Here is a 19092-nt window from a genome sequence, read left to right as displayed (position 1 = left end):
ATTAAATGAAAAAATATATACTAATTTTTATAATTATATTGACTGTTTTGTCTTGCAGAACAGACGATCCAATTTTTACAGAGATAGTTTATCAAACACCTCAAGCACCTGACCCAAATAGTATTCTAAAAGGATTCTATGTCGTCAATGAAGGCAACATGTCTATGAACAAAGCCTCTTTAGATTATATGGACTTTGAGACGGGTGAATATAAACAAGAACGTTTTAAGGATGCAAACCCATCGGAAGTTGGAGGCTTAGGAGATGTTGCCAACGATATAGGGATTTATGGTTCTAAAATGTATATCGTAGTTAATGCGTCGAATAAAGTTGAGGTTCTAGATGCAAATACTGGTGTTAAGTTGAAACAAATTAATGTAGATAATTGTAGATATATCACGTTTTATAAAGGTAAAGCCTATTTAAGTACTTATTTGGGCACAATAGGTGACCCAAGTGCTCCACAGGGACAGGTTAACGAAATTGATACGACAAGTTTAACGGTAACTCGTAAAGTAGATGTTGGTCGTCAGCCTGAAGAATTGGTTGCTTACGACGATAAACTTTATGTGGCGAATTCTGGTGGTTATAGCCCACCGGAGTACGAAACTAGTATTTCGGTAATTGATATTCCAAGTTTTACAGAAACGAAGCGCATCGAAGTGGCTAAAAATCTACACCGTTTAAAAGTGGATAGCGAAGGGGATTTATATGTGTCTTCTCGAGGAGATTATTTTGAAACACCTTCAAACTTTTTTGTCGTAGATACTAAAACAGATAAAGTGAAGAAAACGTTCGATTTAGCAGTAAGTAATTTTACTATTCATAACGACATTGCCTATATCTACAGTACCGAATTTAATTACTATACAGGAGAAAATACCATTTCGTATAGCAAATTAGACACCAAAACTGAAACTGTTTTAGAAGATTCTTTTATTGCTGAAGGCAACGAGGAATTAATTCAAATCCCTTACGGAATTGCCGTAAATCCAGAAAATGAAGACATCTATATAACAGATGCAAAAGATTACGTTACCCCTGGCGATTTGTATTGTTTCGATTCGGACGGCGAATTTAAGTGGAAAGTTGTCACTGGCGATATTCCTGCCAAAATTCAATTTGTTTATCAACCAGAATAATTATAATAAAAAGATGAAAATGAAAAAATTAAATTTTTTAAAACAAAACAAAGTAGCGCTATTATTTGGATGCAGTGCATTATTTTTTGCGTGTTCAAGCGATGATGAAGATCCTATATTAGTCCCGGAAATAGAACTTTCTGTTACAGAGCAGGCTGTTTCAATGACAATGACCGATACGAAGACTTTTGAAGCAAGTAATTTAAATGATGATATCTATACAAGCGAATGGACCCTTGGAGATAGTGTAGTATCGTCTGAAAGCACCTACGCTTTTACACCTGAAACGACAGGGAATTACGAGCTGTCTTATCGTGCATATAACATTAGTGGCGAGTTTACTTTCAATTATAATATAACGGTAGATGCTTTTATTCGTCCAGTAACAGCAGATAGCACGCCTTACGTTACAGAATTAATTGAATATTTACCAGCACCAGGACAATTCTTAAACAAAAATTTAGGGAATTTAGAAAGTGCAGAAGGGATTTTAAACACAAAAAATGGCTTCGTTACTTTAGGAGCTTGGGGAGGTTCTATTACTTTAGCATTCGACCATACTGTATTAAATGCAACAGACGAAAATGATTTTGTAGTTTACGGAAATCCATTACCTTCTTTTGCTGAACCTGGAGTTATTTGGGTGATGCAAGATGAAAACGCAAATGGAATTGCTGATGATACGTGGTATGAGATTAAAGGAAGTGCTCACGATTTAGAAGGAACAATCCGTAACTATAGTTTAACCTATTTTAAACCAGCTTCAGAATCTGATGACATTGCATGGGAAGATAGCGAAGGAACAACAGGATTCGTAAATAAGAATAATTTCCATCAACAAGCATATTATCCAGAATGGATTACTGAAGACTCTTACACGTTAACAGGAACACTTTTATCAAGTGAAAATATTAATATGAGTAATCCTTCATTTATTACAAGTACGCCATTCGAATATGGTTATGCAGATAATACAGGTGGAGGAGATAATATCGATATTGCAGATGCTATTGATGCAGATGGAGCTTTTGTTTCTTTATCAGGAATCGATTTTATTAAAATCCAGACAGGTATTCAAGCCAATATGGGATGGTTAGGTGAATTGTCTACTGAAGTTAAAGGGGTGGCAGATTTAAGCTTGACAGAATAACGTTCCTTTAATACAAATCATACTATCAAAAAAACGCTTCAGAATTTATTTCTGAAGCGTTTTTTATTTCGACTAATATGTATTTACTGAAATAAATTACATCACTTTCTGAGCCAAATACTTCTGAACTTCGTATACATTTATACTCTTATTAAACTTTTTGCTTACGGAAGGTAAGTTCTCACTCGAGATCCAAATTTTTAATTCGGCATCCAAATCGAATGTGCCAGCGGTTTCTAGAGAAAATCTAGAAATACTTTTATAAGGCATCGATCTGTATTCTTGCTTACTTCCTGTAAGTCCTTGTACATCGATTAAAATTAAGCGCTTATTGGTAAACATAAAAGTATCACGCATTAGCTTAAACCCCAATTCTACATGCTCTCCATTAATAAGTAATCTGCTATACTTCTCATTTAATTGTTCAGGAGATACTTCTGAAGCATTTCCTAATATTTTATTGAATATTCCCATTTGTATCTAGTTTCAAATTAAAATGAATCGTATTAGAACGATTACATGCTTGAATTTTAATTACAAAGATATTTTGATTAGAAACAAAATGTGTCTTTTTCATAATTAAAAATAGCTTAATCACTCTTTTAATTGATTTTTCAATGATTTTACGTGAATAATATTAAAGATTTAAATAGGATTCAGTTTCGGTTTAGAAGCTTTAAAAACAGCATAATCAATTGATTTTCTAGCGCTTTTTATGCTTATAATGGTTATTTTTGAAATACGATAATACAGGTCAGTTTTGACTGTTTAGCTATGTGAGAAGTTTCTTTTGATAGTGCTATAACAAAATATTTTTAGATGAGACAAGTTGTAATAATTATGGGGTGTTTGCTCTTTGGAGAGGTATTCGTATATCTTACAGGAATTAAAATGCCGTCTAGTATAATCGGGATGTTGGTTTTAACCATCTCTTTAGAATTAGGTTGGATAAAATTGGAGTGGGTACGCGGCTTAAGTAATTTCCTAACCAAGAATATGGCTTTCTTTTTTGTGCCTCCTGGTGTTGCTATTATGTTATATCTGGATCTTATTAAAGCCTCTTTTTGGCCAATAATTGTAGCGTCTACTCTAGCTACAATAATCGTTTTTGCCTGTACCGGTTGGACGCACCAATTATTTATGAAGCACAAAAAGATATTCAAGAAAAATAAAAATCCGCAAGCTTAGGTTATGGATACTATTTTAAACTCAGAAATTTTTATTCTTACTTTAACCTTTGTGGCTTATTTTTTAGCTCAAGGAATACGAAGAAAGACCAAAATGATTTTACTTAATCCTGTACTAGTAGCGATTATTTTAATAATAGCAGTGTTAACTATTTTTAAAATCGATTTTGAATCCTATCACCAAGGGAGTAGAATGATTGAATTCTTGCTGAAACCTGCAATTATAGCTTTAGGAGTGCCTTTATACCAGCAATTAGGAAAAATAAAAAAACAAGCGATTCCTATTGTCGTATCTCAATTGGTAGGATGTATCGCAGGTGTAGTGTCTGTTGTTTTAATTTCACATTTTATGGGAGCACCAAAAGAAATTGTTTTCTCTTTAGCTCCAAAATCAGTGACAACACCTATTGCTATGGAGGTGTCTAAAACTTTAGGAGGAATACCTCCGCTTACAGCATCGGTAGTGGTATTATTCGGAATTCTTGGATCTATATTCGGATACGAGATTATGAAGATTACACGTATTAAAAGTACAATAGCCCAAGGGATTTCTATGGGAACAGCTGCTCACGTTTTGGGAGCTTCAAAATCTATGGAAATAAGTGGTAATTTTGGTGCTTTATCTAGTATCGGACTGATTGTAAATGGTGTCTTTACGGCACTTTTAGCACCTTATATTATAGCGTTTATGGGGATCTGGATTGACTTTTAGATCTTAAAGTAATAAGTTGTATAAAAACTATGGTTCAGAGAAAAAGGCTCTACAATTATTTTGTAGAGCCTTTTTTATTTCTGTAAAGAAATGTTTTAATTTTTCTTGATGTCTGCAATATAAGCTTCTAATTGCTTCCCATATTTAGAAGCTTTAACCTCTGGAGTCAAAGACGAGTTAATAGTATCTAACCATTTAATATTTGCATTGTAGATTTCGGATAATGCTAAATACGGAGCCACTTCGGCATCCTTATGATTAATCGCATAATTAACCGTATATAGATATTTACGTTTTATAAAGCTATTGTCCATTTTAATAATGCTGTCAATTTTTATAGAATCTTGAGCTTGAGTGGCTTTAAATTTTTCAACAACTAAATCTAATCGTGCATTATTTATTTTTGCATTTAATTGATTGTATTCCTCTAAAAGTTCTTGATTTTTAGATCCTGAAATTTTAGCATCTACAACAAAGTTTTTAAGCGTACTCTTAATATTAATTATACCTGCTTCTGCAAAAAACGGAATGCGTTCGTAAGACTTATCATGTTTATTTAATACCAGATAATAAATTTCAGGAGAATCTACTTGTCCGTGTAATTCAAAAACTTCATTTCCATTAATTATTAAAGAGTCTACGGAAACTAAAAGAGAATCGTCTTCTATTTTTTGAAGATAAACTGTTCCTTTTTTTAAGCCTTTAACATGTGCATTTACAGTTAAATTTCCTTGGTCTTTACCACAGGATACTACGATTAATAAAAGGAGTAAAATAGATAGATTTTTCATTTGTATAATTAAATTTTGGTGGGCAAATATCTTATAAATATTTATTAAAAACTAGTTGGTTGCTACGATTTTCATCAACTCGGTGCATAGAATAGCACCATAGGTACCAACAACATATCCAAACACGGCTAAAAGGGCTCCGACAGTGGCTAACGACGGGTGAAATGCTGCCGCTACAACAGGGGCAGAGGCTGCACCTCCAACATTAGCTTGACTTCCTACAGCAAGGAAAAAATAAGGTGCTTTTATTAACTTGGCTACTATTATAAGTAAGACCGCATGAATTGTCATCCAAACGAGTCCAATTAAAATTAAGCCTGGGTTTTCGAGTATTTTGTTTAAATCCATTTTCATACCGATAGTTGCTACTAATATATAAATGAAAATGCTTCCTATTTTACTAGCACCTGCTCCTTCATAATTTTTTACTTTCGTATACGATAATAAAATTCCGATAACTGTAGCTATAGTTATTAACCAGAAAAAACCACTTCCAAAAGAAGATAACGGACTACTTGGATCACTTACTGCAGTAAAGTTTGTGTTTAGGAAGGACGAGATTTCTTCAGAACCAAAATGTGCAATACCAACGGCTACAAATGTAAATCCAAGAATCATCATATAATCGTTAAGTGTTGGTACTCGAGTAATTTTATCACTAAAATTTTGAACTTTTGCCTGTAACTCATCAATAGCACTATTATCTGCTTTTAACCAATTATCTATTTTTTTACGTTTTCCTATTCCTAATAATATGATTGCCATCCAAATATTAGCAACGACAATATCTACTAAAACCATTCCACCATACAATTCCTGATTGTATTCATATATTTCTAACATTGCAGCTTGGTTTGCACCTCCACCAATCCAACTTCCCGCTAATGTGGAGAGTCCGCGCCATACTGCATCGAAGCCAGCACCGCCTACGGTTTCTGGAGAAAATGTTGAAATTAATAAAATAGCAATTGGTCCGCCAATAACAATCCCTAATGTCCCAGTAAAGAACATAATTAGAGCTTTCCATCCTAAATTAAAAATGGCTTTTAAATCGATGCTAATGGTCATTAATACCAAAGCTGCAGGTAATAAATAGCGACTTGCAATAAAATATGTTTGTGAGGTATCTGCTGAAATTATATTTAAAGAATTAAATATTGCGGGTATTAAATAACACATTAATAATCCAGGGATGTATTTATAAAATGTGGTCCAGAATTTAGTTTTTTTAGACTCTGTATAAAAGACTAATCCGAGTGATAGCATTAGAATACCAAAAACTATGGCATCGTTAGTGAATAAAGGGGCGTTTTCCATAAAGATTTGTTAAAAGACGCAAATTAACAATTTTGAGCTTTAAAAAGAAAGAGTTTGTTTTAAAGTTTGGCACGATGATTGCATTTTAGTTTGTAATTATTATGATAACAAATATTAGAGTGTGGTTACTTTAATATTGAGAGTAATAATTTTCATATTGGTTGGTTAGTTAGTGAAAAAGCATCCCGAAAGGATGCTTTTTCTTTGCCTTTTTTTTAATTGCTTCTTAGATAAATATGCATTCAATTCTCAATAAAAATAGAGTCTTTAAACGCGGCTTTTTGTGTTCTTTTCTTTTCAGTGATTCCTAACGTTAAAATTCAGTGTATTTAGTCGAATAAAATCAGGGTTTAACACTATTATTTCGGCTTATTTTTTTACTTTTGACTATTCTAAAGAATATTTTAGAAAAGGATTAATTAATTTTTGCATTATATAGTTGATACTAGATTCCCAAATCTAACATCTTTATAAAATATGCAAATCAATAAACCGGGGTTGAGGGACTTCGGTTTTTTTGTTTAATATACCGTTCTAAAAGTTAAATTAATGCGCTGCCCAATCACTTTTTTTGTTTTTGGAACTTGGTGTAGCCAGTGCTTTTGAGTTTCTCCTTTCATTAAAAGTAAACTGCCATGTTGTAATATCAGTTTCTGTTTTAAGTTTGCATCTTTACGGTGTTTTAAATGAAATACACGTGCTGCTCCAAAAGATACCGAAGCAATTATCGGATTTTGTCCCAACTCTTTTTCGTTATCCGAATGCCATCCATTACTGTCATTTCCGTCGCGATATAAATTACATAAACAGGTTGTAAATTTGTGTTGCGTCTCTGATTCTATTTTAGTTTTAATTATTGAAAGTGGGGTGTTAAACTCTTGAGGAGTCATCGTAATCCCTGAATATGAATACGGTTTCTCATTATTTGCATATAATGCGGTAAGCCGAGGTTGTGGCATTGTTTTTCCGAAAATCCGAATATCGTCTTGTTGCCAAGTAACTGAATTTAAAAGAGATTTGAAATAGAAATCAGCTTCAGAAGAATTAAAGAATGCAGGGAAGTAGATGACTTCTGCATCCTTCATTTTTAAAACTATAGGTTCATTTTCAAAAAGCATCTTTATAGCGTTACGTATGAATATGCCCAATACATTAATACAAATTGAAGAGGGATGCGGGATATTAAGATCCATTTAGGAATGCCTGCTCCAGTTTTATCGTTTTTAAGCATGTAAAAATGTACGAGTAAGAAAACAGCAAGCATAGCAATAAAGCCATAAATCGCAATCGATTTTAAAATCGGAATACAAATAGCAATACCTAAAGCAATTTCGAAAAAGCCGCTTAAAGCAACCATTAATTTAGGGTTAGGAATGTAGTCAGGCATGATTCTTAAATAGGTCTTGGGGTTTACAAAATGTAATACACCAGCTACGATATAAAGAATAGCCATCAAATATAAATGCCAAGGATACAACATAGGAGAAAAATATTTTATCTAAATTAGCCTTTAATGCCGATGCTATGAAATTTAAAATTACCTTTTTCTGTTTTCTTATTAGTTTTTACGCTTTTTCGCAGTTACCTAAAGGGTTTGTGTATGTAAAAGATGTTGTGCCAAGCATACAATTAGAGATGCGCTATTGCACAGATTATAACTTCGTAGGAGAACCTATTTATGGATATCACAATGCAGTGGGTATTGTTACTCAGGAAACTGCCGAAGCTTTAAAGGCGGTTCAAAAAGAATTAGAAGCTCAGAACTTATCTCTTAAGATTTATGATGCTTACCGACCTCAAGAAGCCGTTAATCATTTTATAAAATGGGCAAAGAATATTAACGATACTATAATGAAACCTCATTTTTATCCTGATGTAAATAAACGCTATTTATTTAGAGACGGTTATATTGCTTCAAAATCGAGACACAGCAGTGGGAGCACAGTCGATTTAACTATTGTGCATACAGATACAGATGAAAATTTAGATATGGGCTCGCCTTTCGACTTTTTTGGAGAGCCATCTTGGGTGGCATATACTAATTTAAGCGCCGAACAAAAACACAACAGAATATTGCTACAACGGGTCATGCAAAAACACGGATTTAGAAGTTATAGCAAAGAATGGTGGCATTTTACATTGAGAAATGAACCCTTTAAAAATCAGTATTTTAATTTTCCTGTGGAATAAGTATTTGGATTAATACCAGCGTTTCTTTTTCTTCTTAGAAGCTTCAGATTTACGACCTTTTTTATGTTTGCTACCGCCTTGTTTCTTGTGAACTTCAGGTTTTGCCTTTGGATCTAATAAATAAGGATGGTCTTCTTCAACTGCGATTTCTCTTTGCATTAATTGTTGAATTGATTTGATGTAACCTTTTTCGTCTGCAGAACAAAAAGAATACGACATTCCTAAATTTCCAGCACGTCCAGTTCTTCCAATTCTGTGAACATAAGTTTCCGAAATATTTGGGATATCGAAATTAATTACAGCATCTAAGCTATCAATATCAATACCACGAGCGGCAACATCCGTTGCAATTAAAATATTTGAATCACCATTCTTGAAATTAGTTAAAGCGGCTTGTCTATCTTCTTGAGATTTATCGCCATGAAAGCTTTCAACTTTATAACCATTTTTAGCTAAGGTTTGCTCTAATTTTTCGACACCAAACTTTGTGCGTCTAAAAATTAACATGTTTCCTTTTATTGTATTTCTTAATAAATGTAAACACAATTCAATTTTCTTAGGTTTTGGAACATAAAACAATAATTGCGATACACTTTTTGCTGCTGAAGATGTTGGAGAGACTTCTACACGTTCAGGATCTTTTAAAATCGTTTTAGCAAGTTGCTCAACCTTAAAAGGCATAGTTGCCGAAAACAATAAAATTTGTTTTTCTTTAGAACATAGACGTTCAATTTTTTTAACATCGTCTATAAAGCCCATGTCTAGCATTAAATCGGCTTCGTCAAGAACTAATGTTTCAACGAAATCTAAATTTACAACATCTTGCTTGTGTAAATCAAGCAGACGACCAGGAGTCGCAATTAAAATGTCGACACCTTTCTTTAAAATAGCAATTTGAGGTTCTATAGAAGCACCACCAAAAACGACAGCACTTGTTAAGTTGGTATATTTGCTATATTTCTGAAAGTTTTCTTCAATTTGAATGGCTAATTCTCGCGTAGGACTTACAATTAGTGCTTTAATCTTTTTTCCTCCTTTTGGAGCATTTTGATTATCGAAAAATAATTGAAGAATAGGTAATGCAAAAGCAGCTGTTTTTCCTGTACCGGTTTGTGCAGATGCAATAACATCTTTTCCAGCTAAAACAAAAGGGATTGTTTTTTCCTGAATTAAAGTAGGTTCATTATAACCAGATTCTGCAATAGCGCGTAAAAGCGGCCTGTTAAGTTGTAAGTCTTTAAACGACATGATATAAATAAATAAGATTGGGACAAAGATAGTGTAAAAGCCAACAGTATTGACCACTTTGTGTTTTTACCTAGAACCTTTTGGTTTTAACTAAAAGCGTTGACGTACTTTTCGGTAGATTTTTTTAAACTTTCCGAAAGGCCTTTTAGCCAAAGCAGTTGGTTGTAAATTAAATGTGCTTCCTGTAAATCGTTAAGCATGCTTTTGTCGATTATAGTTTTTCCTTTTTCAATTTCCTTATTTCGCTTTTTTGATAGCTTTTGAAAGTTAAGTAATAGCTTGTCTTCTGCTTCCGAAATATCTGCTCCTGTATGTAGAGGTTTTAACTCGTCTTTATGTAATAGAGCGAAAGTATAATCTAAGTTGTTTTTTATATGATTGATAAACACATCAAACTGTTCTGAGGCTTCTCGCGTTTTATGATGCTGAATAAAACTTCCTAAGGATGCAACAGCAGCTAAAAACGTATGATTTAAAGTCACTATTTTATAAATTAAATCCAATTCTATTTGCTTAGATTTCGGATCTTGGGTCATACGCTGGAACGCAGCATTTAAGTTTCCAACAGCTAAAAAAGCTTCTTTACGGGAGAGTTTGTAATTTATGTTGTCACTATTTTTATTATGCGATAAATTCTGTGTCGCTAACAAGTAAATGGTACTATTCTTAACGACAGATTCTATAACATCGTTTAAGTTTTTATACTCCCAATTTGGCCATAAAAAATAGGTTGTACACAAAGAAATTAAAGCACCTATTAACGTATCGATCACTCTAAACTTTATAACGTTCATTGCATTTGGATCGAGTAAGGCATACACAAATATGATGTATGTTGTAATAAAGGTTGCGCCAACTCTATAATTTTGCTGAATTAATGAAAATGCAAACGTTAAAGACAATGCGGCTAATACGGCATAAACAATAGTATTTGTTGTAAGCATAATTATCGCAATGGCGAAAACGGCTCCAATTAAAGTTCCTATAATTCTGTTTTTGGTACGCTCTTTTGTTAATCCATAATTAGGACGCATAATAACAATTACGGTTAGCATAATCCAGTAGGCATTTCTAATTTCGAAATACTCACCGAATAAAAAGGCTGCCAACATAGAAACCATTAATCGTAATGTATGTCTGAAAATAGGAGATTTAAAACTGATATTTTCAAAATAAATAGATGATGAATATTCCTGATGTGTAATAAACTGAACCGCCTCTGTGTCTTGTAACTTTAAACTAGAAGCACTTTTTACATTGGCCATAACACGTCTTATCGAACGTATCTCATAAAGTAGTTTTTCTTGATAATCGTATAAATTATGAAGCATCATAGCGCCTTCTCTTGCTTTAGGAAGTTGTACGTCGTCTACATAATATTTTATGCCTTTCGAAGCCTTATTTAATGCTTTTATAAGTTTGTTTTTAGTTGGTATTTTGTTTCCTTTTATTACAGATTCCGATAGCATAATCAGGTGATTACCCATCACGAAATTTAAATTTTTGAAGGGTTTTAAATGCTGTTTACGTTCGCTAAAATGGGTGTCAATTTTGGTGTAATCTAAGTTGTTTGCAAGGGCTAATTCGAAAATATCGACTAAGGATATAAAAATAAGTAAGCGCTTTTCATCAAAATGAGAACGTCCAGAACGTTTTCGTTCTGTTAGGAGCATTTCTCTTAAGGTTTCATGCTTTTCACTAATTTGAGTTTGAAGCAAAAATAATTCATTTTGAAGCTTCGTTCTATTGTTCTTTTTGGTGATAAGTTTCGCTCTAACCTTAAGATATTTTCCTGTTAAAAGTAAGGTTTCCGAAATAACTTGGTCTTCATCTTTTTTAGGAATTAGCCTATTTACTAATAAGGTGTATAGCAAATACCAAAGTCCACCACACGCGATTAAAAGACCGTGAATTAAAATTTGTGAAGGTGTGTCGTAATGTACACCTAATCCAATAACCATAGCTAATAAGCCAGAGAAAGCGATTAAAGAACCTCTAAATCCGTATGCTGATAGTAATGAAATTAGAAACGTTAGAACGGGAATAAGTACGACTAGAACATAAAAAAAAGGTTTCCCAAAAAGTATAATACAAGTCGTCGCTGATGTAAGCAAGATGCTAAGCAGCGTACCATTTATTTTTCGTTTTAAACTACCAGGGATATCACTAGGTGCATTTAAAAATACACCAATGGCAATAGAAGGTGCATAAGAAAATATGTCAAGAGAATAAAATAATACTAAAGGGATTAATATGGAGGTCGTTAATATAAGACCACGATAAAAATGAGATCCTTTAAAGAATAATTCGATAGATTTTAAATTGTCTTTTATCATGTGCTAGCTTCACATGTAAAGATAATCTAAAAGTCTTAATTCGAATAAATATTAATTAATGTTTTATGTATTCTATTTTACGAAATCGGAGGGCATTCCAATTCGAATTCAGTTCGATTTGGCGGATGGGTTGAAGCCTGTAATCCATTATTTCGTCCCAAGCTTCATCGTTATATAATTCAATAATATAAGACTTAGAGGTTTTATTAGGGTACGCAATCCAAAGCATAGAATCGTCTGTGAGTTTCGGAAAAAGCGTAAGCATTTGATCTATCAGCTCTTTTTTAGAGGTAATAAATAATAAGGCACAAGATACACTAGAAGTCTTTAATAGCGATCCTAGAACATTGCAATCTAAGTGTCCCACCAATGCAGAGAATTCTTCAGGTTCGTTTAAAACAAGAATCTCGTTGTGTTTATGGAGTTTTAATTTCTGAATTAGTGTCTTCATAACTTTAACCTACTGATTGTTTTAAAGTTAATGAAAATATAAATGATGGCCTAAAGAATATTAACTCCGTTTTTTATAATCTAAATCTATTATCTTCTATTTATATGTGGAGATTTTTCAGGAATAACTTTGGTAACAAAATGTTTACTATCTCCCCAAATAAAGAAGGTTCTATAGCGTTGTGTATATTCTAGTTTTACATATTGACCCTGTAACTCGTTTAATTGTTCGATCACTTCTTGGTCGTCGTCCATTATTGAAAAAGAAAAGATTTGAGCGCCGCTAATACCTTGACTAATTTCGCCTTCCCAGGTTTTAAAAATAACACCTTTCTGACTCACTTTTATAAGTTCTCCGGCACGAGTTCCTGTACTATAAGGAACGTAATAAACAAAGGCCATATAGGCACTAATAAGTATTCCTAAACCTAAAAGAACAAGAAATATCGTTTTTTTTATCATAACTATTGTGTGTAATAATAGGGCGTGAAATTAATATAAATTTTATAAAGTAGACTCTAATTATTAAAAAAGTGATTATTAAGATGCTTGTTTAATAACAAAAAAAATCCGTCACCTTGTTTTAAAAGGTAACGGATTTTATAATTATAATAGTCGATTAATTACTTAATCATACTATAACTACGTTTTATGAATTTAGTTAATTCTTCTCCTTTTAATAAACCTTGAGATAAACGTGCTAAATCTAAACTTTGCGTAATTAAACGTTTTTGGTCGTCTCCAGCTTCAGTATTTAATATTTCTGAAACTAAAGGTGCGTTTGTGTTAACAATAAGATTGTACATTTCTGGCATATTACCAAACATGTTCATTCCGCCACCACCAGTTTGTTGCATCTCTTTCATACGACGCATAAATTCTGGTTGCGTGATAATAAATGGTGAAGCATCGCTATCAGACGGTTCTAATTGTACCATAAATTTATCTGCAGGAATCGCTTCTTTAAGAATGTCTTCTAATTTTTTATTTTCGTCGTCACTTAATTTAGAAATCTGAGTTTCGTCTTTCTTAATTAAATTATTAACGTGATCTGCATCTACTCTAGAGAACGTAATGTTTTCTTTAGATCCTTCTAATTTTTGCATTAAATGCGAAATAATAGGAGAGTCTAATAAAAGAACTTCGTAACCTTTTGCTTTTGCATCTTCAATATAACTATGTTGTGCATCTTTATCTGAAGCATATAAAATTACAAGTTTACCATCTTTGTCAGTTTGGTTTGCTTTAATTTTTTCAGAAAGCTCTTCGTAAGTGTAATATGCGCCATCTACTGTTGGGTATAAAGCGAATGCTTCAGCTTTGTCGAAGAATTTATCTTCAGAAAGCATTCCGTATTCAATTACAATTTTAATATCGTTCCATTTCGCTTCAAAATCTTCACGATTTTCATTGAATAACGATTTTAATTTATCTGCTACTTTTCTAGTAATGTAAGAAGAGATTTTCTTAACCGCACCATCTGCTTGTAAATAACTACGAGATACGTTTAATGGAATGTCTGGAGAATCGATTACACCTCTTAACATCGTTAAGAATTCTGGTACAATACCTTCTACATTATCTGTAACGTATACTTGATTTTGGTACAATTGGATTTTGTCCTTTTGCGATCCCATATCATTAGTCATCTTAGGGAAATATAAGATTCCTGTAAGATTAAATGGGTAATCTACATTTAAATGAATGTGGAATAAAGGCTCTTCGAATTGCATTGGGTATAACTCGCGGTAGAAATTCTGATAATCTTCAGTTTCTAAATCTGCAGGTTGTTTTGTCCAAGCTGGATTCGGGTTGTTTATAATATTGTCTACAGTAATTTTACGTTGAGGTTCTTTCGTTTCCTTTCCGTCTTTATCTGTAATTGTTGCAGGTTCGTGCTCAGGATCGTTTACTTCTTTAGTTCCAAATTTAATTGGAATAGGCATAAACTTGTTGTACTTAGAAAGTAAACTACTAATACGCGCTTCTTCTAAAAATTCAGTTGAATCGTCTGCAATATGAAGAATAATTTCTGTTCCTCTATCTGTCTTGTCTGAAGCCTCTAAAGTAAATTCAGGAGATCCGTCGCAAGTCCAATGTGCAGCAGGTTCGTCTTTGAAAGACTTCGTAATGATTTCAACTTTTTCAGCTACCATAAAAGCAGAGTAGAAACCTAATCCGAAATGACCAATAATTCCAGAGTCTTTAGCAGAATCTTTGTATTTGTCTAAAAATTCTTCAGCTCCAGAAAAAGCAACTTGGTTGATGTATTTTTCAACTTCATCTGCAGTCATCCCTAAACCTTGATCGATTATATGAAGTTTCTTACCTTCTTTATCAATTTTTACTTCAAGTTTTGGATTTCCGTACTCTACACTAGTCTCACCAATACTGGTAAGGTGTTTAAGTTTTAAAGTTGCATCAGTTCCATTACTAATTAATTCACGTAAAAATATTTCGTGATCACTATATAGGAACTTTTTAATTAATGGAAAGATATTTTCAACCGAAACATTAATGCTTCCTTTTGCCATAATATGTGTGTTTTTAAATTGTTTAATTTCTGAAGAGCTAACAGTCAAAAAAAATACCAAGTATTAAAAAATGACAAAGTGGCATTGATAAATGAAAAAATGCCATTCGTATTGAATGGCATTTTTAGAGCAATTAAAAATATTTGAGTTAAAACTTAATCTTCAGTTTCAGGTTCTTCTTTGTTTTTTACATGTTCTTCTAACCATTGGTCTTCCTCCCAAAGCATATGTAAAATAGATTCTTTAGCAGAATATCCATGACTCTCACGAGGTAATATGACTAATCTTACAGGAGCGCCTAATCCTTTTAAGGCGTTAAAATAACGTTCACTTTGTAAAGGGTATGTCCCCGAATTATTATCGGCTTGACCATGAATAAGTAATAATGGTGTTTTCATTTTATCGGCATGCATAAAAGGTGACATGCCGTTGTAAATTTCTGGTGCTTCCCAATAGTTACGTTCTTCACTTTGGAAACCAAACGGAGTTAACGTTCTGTTATAAGCTCCAGAACGGGCAATACCAGCTGCAAATAAATTAGAGTGTGCTAATAAATTAGCTGTCATAAAGGCACCATAACTATGGCCACCAACGGCAACACGGTCACGATCTATATATCCTAGATTATCTACAGCGTCTATAGCCGCTTTCGCGTTTGCAACCAACTGTTCTCTAAAGGTATCGTTAGGTTGTTCGTTACCTTCTCCAATAATAGGGAAAGCAGCATCGTCTAAAACCACATATCCTCTAGTTACCCAAAACACAGGAGAACCATAACCTGGGTATGTAAATTCATTAGAGCTTGAAGTGCTTTGTGCCGCACTGTTTTTGTCTTTATATTCACGCGGATAAGCCCACATAAGCATAGGATACTTTTTGCCAGCTTCGTAATTTGTTGGTAAATATAAAACACCAGATAAATCTAAACCGTCTGCACGTTTGTATGAAATAACTTCTTTCTTAACATCTTGAATACTTTTAAAAGGGTTTTCGAATTGCGTTAAGGGCGTTAAATTATTTCGTTTTTTTATGTTTCTGATATAATAGTTTGGGTATTCGTTTTTAGATTCTATTCTAACCACGTATTCTCCCGTTTTTGTGTTTAAAGCAGAAGAAATACTTTCTAACTTATCTGTTAACTTAGATTGATATAAACGTTTCGTCTTTTTAGTGCTTAAATTTAATTCGTCTACAAACGGAAATTTTCCAGCATCGCTATATCCATCTCCAATTAAGTAAGCAGCGTTTTTATGTAAATCTAAAACGTATTCATTAAAATCGTTTTTAGTATAAACAAACTCTCCTGGATCGCTATATAAGTCTTGGTAGTTGCGGTCGAATAATACTGTGGCGTCTTTGCTAGGGTTAGATGGGTCGAACACATATGTTCTTGTGTTACGTGTATTCCACCAATTATCGTAAGCGATAGCCGTATTGTCGTTACCCCAAGTAATACCTCTAAATCGGTCTATAGTTTTAAGTACAGAAGTAATCTTTCCGTTAAACGGAGCGTCTTGTTGAAATACTTCGTCACGAAAAGGAACATCCACTGCAGGATCTCCACCGTCTAAAGCTTCTGCCCAATATAATGTTGCAGGCTTGTCGCTACGCCAGTCGAAATCTCTTTTTCCTGTACGTTCTGCCATAAAACCTTTTGGTAAATCTTCTATTAAAGGCACTTGTAAAATAGACTTTACTAAATCGCCGTTAGAAGCGTACACGATAGATTCTGATGGGAATCTATAATAAGGTACCAAGTAAGAAAAAGGTTTGCTTATCGCTGTAACCATAACATAATTACCGTCTGGAGAAAATGAAATACCACGATACATTGCTGTCGATTTCCATAGTGAAGCTTTTCCGTCTAATGTAATTTTATATAATTCAGATTGTGATAATTGTTCAAAATTATGCTCGTCGTTTTTATTCTTCAATAAATCTTGATACGTTCTGTTTTGAGCTTCTACACCAGCTTCACTCACAGATACTGTAGGACCTGTAGGAATGGCTTCGCTTGTATTAATTAATGCTTTACGGTTTTCAGGAAGCACTTTTACTAAAACAGCTTCGCTATCTTTAAACCATGTCACAGGATTTCCCATATTGGCATTTAGATTAGCTTCGCTTATTTTTTTAGCCGAAGTATTTTTTATGTCTAGTAACCATAATTCGACTCCATTACTAAGGGTTTTAGTGAAGGTCATGTACTTCTGGTCGGGAGACCAAGAGAAATTAGCATAACGACCATCTGCAGATAAGCCTGCAATAGATATTGGTGTACCATTATTTTTAGTACTCAATTTAATATCTGTGTAATAACGCGTACGGCTACCAATATTGGTTATTGGGTTAATACGTAAACCTCCTAGTCGTAATTCGGTTTCAGAAAGTTCTTCAATCGTTTTGTACTTGCTTCTGTATAATAATACAATATGTTCGCCTTTATTGTCTATTCGAATACTTGGAGCAAGAGGCGCTTCGGCTAACTCTAAAATGTTTTTGTGTGGCTTTTGGTACGTTAAGTTTTCTTGAGAATAACCTGTTAGTACAAAACAGAGCAGGAAAAAAGTAAAAAAATGTTTCATGGGCAATTTAATATGTGTTTAGAGTGAGATTAAGCGTTGGAAGATAATAAAAAAAAATAAGCGAAGAGTTGTGGTCACTGTGTTTGCCATTATTATGCAAGCATACTAATTGGAAATAGGTTTAGAATCTTTTTACATTTTAAATGATTAAATTGCAACTTATAAAAGTTGATATATGTACAATTCTAAAATTATAGGTCTTGGATATTATGTTCCAGACAATGTTGTGACAAACGACGATTTGTCTAAGTTAATGGAAACCAACGATGCTTGGATTCAAGAACGCACAGGTATTAAAGAACGAAGATGGGTAAAACCAGGTTCGGAAGATACAACATCTGTCATGGGAGTTAAAGCTTCTAAAGTTGCTATTGAACGCGCCGGTATAGATAAGGACGATATCGATTTAATAGTATTTGCAACATTAAGTCCAGACTACTATTTTCCTGGTCCAGGAGTTCAGGTTCAAAAAGCATTAGGTATTAAAACAGTGGGAGCGATAGATATTCGTAACCAATGTTCAGGTTTTATTTACGGGTTGTCTGTTGCAGATCAATTTATAAAAACGGGCATGTATAAAAACGTGTTGGTTATTGGGAGTGAAATTCATTCTAAAGGTTTGGACTTAACAACTAGAGGAAGAGGTGTTTCTGTTATTTTTGGAGATGGAGCAGGTGCTGCAATCCTAAGTAGAACGGAAGATAACTCGAAAGGAATTCTATCTACACATTTACATTCTGAAGGGGAGCATGCCGAAGAACTGGCTTTAATAGCTCCTGCAATGGGATCGCGTTGGGTGAATGATATTTTAAAAGATAACGATCCTAACGACGAAAGTTACTATCCGCATATGAATGGACAGTTTGTATTTAAAAATGCAGTAGTTCGTTTTAGTGAAGTTATTATGGAAGGATTAAATGCAAATAAAATTAGTCCAGATGGCATTGATATGTTAATTCCGCATCAAGCGAATTTAAGGATATCTCAATTCATTCAGAAGAAATTTAAACTTTCAGACGATCAGGTTTTTAATAATATCATGAAGTATGGTAACACTACAGCGGCCTCAATTCCGATAGCTTTAACAGAGGCCTGGGAACAAGGGAAAATTAAAGAAGGAGACACTGTTGTTTTAGCTGCTTTTGGTAGTGGCTTTACATGGGGAAGTGCAATTATTAAGTGGTAATAATTTGCTCTGAGTATATATAGAAAAAGCCGAAACTTACGTTTCGGCTTTTTTAATGTTTTGCTAAAAATCAATTACAATAACTAACATAGTTTACGAATAATGATTTTTTATAAGAAGACTAATTCAAAAGTAAAATAACAATTCGATCAATGTTTGTATCATTAATATAACGCAAAAGTAAGCGGTGTATTGTTTTGATTTTTAGCTTTTTGGATAAATTTAACAGAATTAACACAATATTTAGAAACCTAAGATTCGAAG

At 33.3% G+C, this 19092-nt stretch carries 17 protein-coding genes; 6 read left to right on the top strand and 11 right to left on the bottom strand.

Translation table 11 applies throughout. The features are described 5' to 3' along the window. Positions 1–5 precede the first annotated feature (5 nt). Together ACFFVB_RS07805 and ACFFVB_RS07800 are read left to right on the top strand one after the other, a co-directional pair. A complete protein-coding gene (locus ACFFVB_RS07805) occupies positions 6–1142 on the top strand; it encodes a YncE family protein (protein ID WP_382382152.1) in 1137 nt (378 codons plus the stop codon). A gap of 19 nt (positions 1143–1161) precedes the next feature. Then, positions 1162–2292 carry a hypothetical protein gene (locus tag ACFFVB_RS07800; protein ID WP_382382151.1) on the top strand — a complete coding sequence of 377 codons (1131 nt, stop codon included), beginning with the start codon at positions 1162–1164 and terminating at the stop codon, positions 2290–2292. Between the two features lie 96 nt (positions 2293–2388). Here ACFFVB_RS07800 and ACFFVB_RS07795 read toward each other — a convergent pair whose 3' ends face one another. Then, positions 2389–2766: a PH domain-containing protein gene (locus tag ACFFVB_RS07795; RefSeq protein ID WP_382382150.1), complete on the bottom strand. Its 378-nt coding sequence runs from the start codon at positions 2764–2766 to the stop codon at positions 2389–2391. 345 nt (positions 2767–3111) lie between these two features. On the opposite strand from ACFFVB_RS07795, the gene ACFFVB_RS07790 reads away from it, so the two are divergent. Beyond that, positions 3112–3480: a CidA/LrgA family protein gene (locus ACFFVB_RS07790; protein ID WP_382382149.1), complete on the top strand. Its 369-nt coding sequence runs from the start codon at positions 3112–3114 to the stop codon at positions 3478–3480. A gap of 3 nt (positions 3481–3483) precedes the next feature. After that, positions 3484–4191 (top strand): LrgB family protein, encoded by a 708-nt coding sequence (locus ACFFVB_RS07785; RefSeq protein ID WP_382382148.1) that lies wholly within the window; start codon positions 3484–3486, stop codon positions 4189–4191. 95 nt (positions 4192–4286) lie between these two features. Here ACFFVB_RS07785 and ACFFVB_RS07780 read toward each other — a convergent pair whose 3' ends face one another. The 4 genes from ACFFVB_RS07780 to ACFFVB_RS07765 form a co-directional block, all read right to left on the bottom strand. Next, a complete protein-coding gene (locus ACFFVB_RS07780) occupies positions 4287–4982 on the bottom strand; it encodes a DUF4369 domain-containing protein (protein ID WP_382382147.1) in 696 nt (231 codons plus the stop codon). 51 nt (positions 4983–5033) lie between these two features. Further along, positions 5034–6299, bottom strand: coding sequence for a DUF819 family protein (locus tag ACFFVB_RS07775; RefSeq protein WP_382382146.1), 1266 nt, complete (start codon positions 6297–6299; stop codon positions 5034–5036). Between the two features lie 521 nt (positions 6300–6820). After that, a complete protein-coding gene (locus tag ACFFVB_RS07770) occupies positions 6821–7417 on the bottom strand; it encodes an alpha-ketoglutarate-dependent dioxygenase AlkB family protein (protein ID WP_382382145.1) in 597 nt (198 codons plus the stop codon). A 2-nt stretch (positions 7418–7419) separates the two neighbouring features. Next, positions 7420–7779, bottom strand: coding sequence for a DoxX family protein (locus ACFFVB_RS07765; protein ID WP_382382144.1), 360 nt, complete (start codon positions 7777–7779; stop codon positions 7420–7422). A gap of 44 nt (positions 7780–7823) precedes the next feature. Between ACFFVB_RS07765 and ACFFVB_RS07760 the strand changes: the two genes are divergently transcribed. Beyond that, on the top strand, positions 7824–8489 hold the full coding sequence (locus tag ACFFVB_RS07760; RefSeq protein WP_382382143.1) for a M15 family metallopeptidase: 666 nt from the start codon (positions 7824–7826) through the stop codon (positions 8487–8489). A 9-nt stretch (positions 8490–8498) separates the two neighbouring features. On the opposite strand, the gene ACFFVB_RS07755 is transcribed toward ACFFVB_RS07760, so the two are convergent. The 6 genes from ACFFVB_RS07755 to ACFFVB_RS07730 form a co-directional block, all read right to left on the bottom strand. Then, the gene (locus tag ACFFVB_RS07755) at positions 8499–9737 is read right to left on the bottom strand and encodes a DEAD/DEAH box helicase (RefSeq protein WP_382382142.1); all 1239 of its coding nucleotides are present in this window, start codon (positions 9735–9737) and stop codon (positions 8499–8501) included. 86 nt (positions 9738–9823) lie between these two features. Next, positions 9824–12073 (bottom strand): FUSC family protein, encoded by a 2250-nt coding sequence (locus ACFFVB_RS07750; protein WP_382382141.1) that lies wholly within the window; start codon positions 12071–12073, stop codon positions 9824–9826. Between the two features lie 55 nt (positions 12074–12128). Further along, positions 12129–12524 carry a hypothetical protein gene (locus tag ACFFVB_RS07745; RefSeq protein WP_382382140.1) on the bottom strand — a complete coding sequence of 132 codons (396 nt, stop codon included), beginning with the start codon at positions 12522–12524 and terminating at the stop codon, positions 12129–12131. A gap of 89 nt (positions 12525–12613) precedes the next feature. Beyond that, positions 12614–12982 (bottom strand): 6-phosphogluconate dehydrogenase, encoded by a 369-nt coding sequence (locus ACFFVB_RS07740; protein WP_382382236.1) that lies wholly within the window; start codon positions 12980–12982, stop codon positions 12614–12616. A 164-nt stretch (positions 12983–13146) separates the two neighbouring features. Beyond that, positions 13147–15057 carry a molecular chaperone HtpG gene (gene htpG, locus ACFFVB_RS07735; protein ID WP_382382139.1) on the bottom strand — a complete coding sequence of 637 codons (1911 nt, stop codon included), beginning with the start codon at positions 15055–15057 and terminating at the stop codon, positions 13147–13149. Positions 15058–15212: 155 nt separating this feature from the next. Continuing rightward, positions 15213–17642, bottom strand: coding sequence for an alpha/beta hydrolase family protein (locus ACFFVB_RS07730; RefSeq protein ID WP_382382138.1), 2430 nt, complete (start codon positions 17640–17642; stop codon positions 15213–15215). 175 nt (positions 17643–17817) lie between these two features. Between ACFFVB_RS07730 and ACFFVB_RS07725 the strand changes: the two genes are divergently transcribed. After that, entirely contained in the window at positions 17818–18828 is a 1011-nt protein-coding gene (locus ACFFVB_RS07725; RefSeq protein ID WP_382382137.1) for a 3-oxoacyl-ACP synthase III family protein, read from the top strand. Positions 18829–19092: the final 264 nt, after the last annotated feature.

It is taken from the genome of Formosa undariae, from assembly GCF_042427615.1.
Classification (GTDB): Bacteria; Bacteroidota; Bacteroidia; order Flavobacteriales; family Flavobacteriaceae; genus Formosa; species Formosa undariae.
Note: the sequence above shows the minus strand (reverse complement) of the source record. Positions and strands in the feature narration are given on the sequence as shown.

Bases quoted from the DNA above. Each gene is read 5' to 3' on its own strand.
- ACFFVB_RS07790 (WP_382382149.1), top strand. From the start codon at position 3,112: ATGAGACAAGTTGTAATAATTATGGGGTGTTTGCTCTTTGGAGAGGTA.
- htpG (WP_382382139.1), bottom strand. From the start codon at position 15,057: ATGGCAAAAGGAAGCATTAATGTTTCGGTTGAAAATATCTTTCCATTA.
- ACFFVB_RS07770 (WP_382382145.1), bottom strand. From the start codon at position 7,417: ATGCTTTTTGAAAATGAACCTATAGTTTTAAAAATGAAGGATGCAGAA.
- ACFFVB_RS07775 (WP_382382146.1), bottom strand. From the start codon at position 6,299: ATGGAAAACGCCCCTTTATTCACTAACGATGCCATAGTTTTTGGTATT.
- ACFFVB_RS07805 (WP_382382152.1), top strand. From the start codon at position 6: ATGAAAAAATATATACTAATTTTTATAATTATATTGACTGTTTTGTCT.
- ACFFVB_RS07730 (WP_382382138.1), bottom strand. From the start codon at position 17,642: ATGAAACATTTTTTTACTTTTTTCCTGCTCTGTTTTGTACTAACAGGT.
- ACFFVB_RS07725 (WP_382382137.1), top strand. From the start codon at position 17,818: ATGTACAATTCTAAAATTATAGGTCTTGGATATTATGTTCCAGACAAT.
- ACFFVB_RS07760 (WP_382382143.1), top strand. From the start codon at position 7,824: ATGAAATTTAAAATTACCTTTTTCTGTTTTCTTATTAGTTTTTACGCT.
- ACFFVB_RS07780 (WP_382382147.1), bottom strand. From the start codon at position 4,982: ATGAAAAATCTATCTATTTTACTCCTTTTATTAATCGTAGTATCCTGT.
- ACFFVB_RS07750 (WP_382382141.1), bottom strand. From the start codon at position 12,073: ATGATAAAAGACAATTTAAAATCTATCGAATTATTCTTTAAAGGATCT.
- ACFFVB_RS07755 (WP_382382142.1), bottom strand. From the start codon at position 9,737: ATGTCGTTTAAAGACTTACAACTTAACAGGCCGCTTTTACGCGCTATT.
- ACFFVB_RS07745 (WP_382382140.1), bottom strand. From the start codon at position 12,524: ATGAAGACACTAATTCAGAAATTAAAACTCCATAAACACAACGAGATT.
- ACFFVB_RS07765 (WP_382382144.1), bottom strand. From the start codon at position 7,779: ATGTTGTATCCTTGGCATTTATATTTGATGGCTATTCTTTATATCGTA.
- ACFFVB_RS07785 (WP_382382148.1), top strand. From the start codon at position 3,484: ATGGATACTATTTTAAACTCAGAAATTTTTATTCTTACTTTAACCTTT.
- ACFFVB_RS07795 (WP_382382150.1), bottom strand. From the start codon at position 2,766: ATGGGAATATTCAATAAAATATTAGGAAATGCTTCAGAAGTATCTCCT.
- ACFFVB_RS07800 (WP_382382151.1), top strand. From the start codon at position 1,162: ATGAAAAAATTAAATTTTTTAAAACAAAACAAAGTAGCGCTATTATTT.